Source organism: Mycobacterium sp. UM_Kg27 (assembly GCF_000972905.1).
Lineage (GTDB): Bacteria > Actinomycetota > Actinomycetes > Mycobacteriales > Mycobacteriaceae > Mycobacterium.
In genome coordinates, this window is the sequence record NZ_JRMM01000258.1 from 1 (window position 1) to 1818 (window position 1818).

The following is a 1818-nucleotide window of genomic DNA, read 5'->3' on the forward strand; positions in this document are numbered from 1 at the left end:
ATGTGTATAAGAGACAGTGTCCGCCCTGGCCGGAGTGGGCATGGGCTGGTTGACCGCGCTGCTGGCCGGCAACGTCAAGATCATCAACTGGCTCACCGTGCCGACCGCGGCCGCCAATCTGATCCACGCCGTCGGCGGATTGTTCGCCCCGGTCAACTTCTATGCCGTCCTGCACGTCACCCGGATCAGCGGGGTCGTGGTGATCGGGCTAGTGCTGCCGGTGCTGTGGTGGCGGGCGCGGCGCGACGATCGCGCTGCGGTGGCCGGGATCGCCTGGGCCATGCTGGTGGTGGTGCTGTTCGTGCCCGCCGCCTTGCCCTGGTACTACACCTGGCCACTGGCGGTGGCGGCCACCGTGGTCCGCTCACCGACCGCGATCGCCGCGATCGCCGCGGCGTCGACCTGGATCATGGTGATCTTCAAACCCGACGGCTCGCACGGTATGTACACCTGGCTGCAGGTGATCGGCGCGACCGGATGCGCCGTGTATGCCTGGTACCGGCTGTCGCGGGCCGAACAGGCGCCCGCCCTCGACGCTGCCTGAAATCTCAGTACGCCATGGCCTGCGCCCGGCGCATCACCTCACGAGCCTCGTGGGCGTGCAGCGCATCGATCGGGCGAGCGTTGTTTACCGACTCCCGCGCCCCGTCGCGGGTCAACGACAGCGACGAATCCGGGGTGAACAGCCACCGCACGATGTCGGTCTGCTGATAGCCACCGTCGTGCAGCACGGCCAGTAGCCCGGGCAGACTCTTGACGACGTCCCCCTCGGCGGTGAAAAACACCTGCGGGACCACCAGCACGCCGGACCGCCGCACCGCGACCAGGTGGTTATCACGCAGGAACTGGTGCACTTTGGTGACCGGTACCCCGAGCATTTCGGCGACTGTCGGCAGGTCAAAGGTCGGTTCGTCGGGCTCAAGTACGTCTTCGGAGGCCGGAATGCTGCTCACGACACAAGTTTAAAGCCGCCGGACCGGCCACCCGCACACATACCATGACCAGGTGACTGGAGCGTGGGGCGGCGACCCGCTGGAGGGCGCGCTGCTCGACGGCCGGTACCGGGTGGGCGCCCGGATCGCCACCGGCGGTACCTCCACGGTGTACCGCGGTCTGGACGAGCGCCTGGACCGCCCGGTCGCGGTCAAGGTGATGGATCTGCGCTACGCCGGCGACCAGCAGTTCCTGACCCGCTTCCAGCTCGAGGCCCGCGCGGTCGCCCGGCTCAAGGACCCGGGTTTGGTGGCGGTGTACGACCAGGGCTTCGGCACCCCGCACGATCCCGGGCAGCCGTTTCTAGTCATGGAACTCGTCGAGGGCGGAACCCTGCGGGAGTTGCTCAACGAACGTGGCCCGATGCCGCCGCACGCGGTCGCCGCGGTGTTGCGGCCGGTGCTGGGAGCCCTGGGGATCGCGCATCAGGCCGGGCTGGTGCACCGCGACATCAAACCGGAGAACATCCTGATCTCCGATGACGGCGACGTGAAAGTGGTCGACTTCGGGTTGGTGCGCGCTATCGCCGCGGCCGGAATCACTTCCACCAACGTGATTTTGGGCACCGCGGCCTACCTGTCCCCCGAACAGGTCCGGGACGGTAATGCCGGCCCCGCCAGCGACGTGTACGGGGCCGGCGTGCTCACCTACGAGCTGTTGACCGGCCACACGCCGTTCTCCGGTGATTCGTCGTTGACGGTGGCCTACCAACGTCTGGACCACGATGTACCCGCGCCGAGTTCGGCTATCGACGGAGTCCCCGGCGAATTCGACGACCTGGTGGCCCGGGCCACCGCCCGCGAACCGGCGGAGCGTTACGCCGAC

Annotated in this window: 2 protein-coding genes and 1 pseudogene; 2 read left to right on the top strand and 1 reads right to left on the bottom strand. The window is 67.9% G+C overall.

All coding sequences use genetic code 11. The features are described 5' to 3' along the window. Nucleotides 1–16: 16 nt before the first annotated feature. A pseudogene (locus LI94_RS21050) lies at nt 17–514 on the top strand (alpha-(1->6)-mannopyranosyltransferase A); the annotation flags it as partial. A gap of 34 nt (nt 515–548) precedes the next feature. Here LI94_RS21050 and LI94_RS21055 read toward each other — a convergent pair. Beyond that, on the bottom strand, nt 549–953 hold the full coding sequence (locus LI94_RS21055; RefSeq protein ID WP_024440495.1) for an Rv2175c family DNA-binding protein: 405 nt from the start codon (nt 951–953) through the stop codon (nt 549–551). Between the two features lie 52 nt (nt 954–1005). On the opposite strand from LI94_RS21055, the gene LI94_RS21060 reads away from it, so the two are divergent. Next, a partial coding sequence (locus tag LI94_RS21060; protein WP_082105853.1) for a protein kinase occupies nt 1006–1818 on the top strand: 813 nt, incomplete at its 3' end.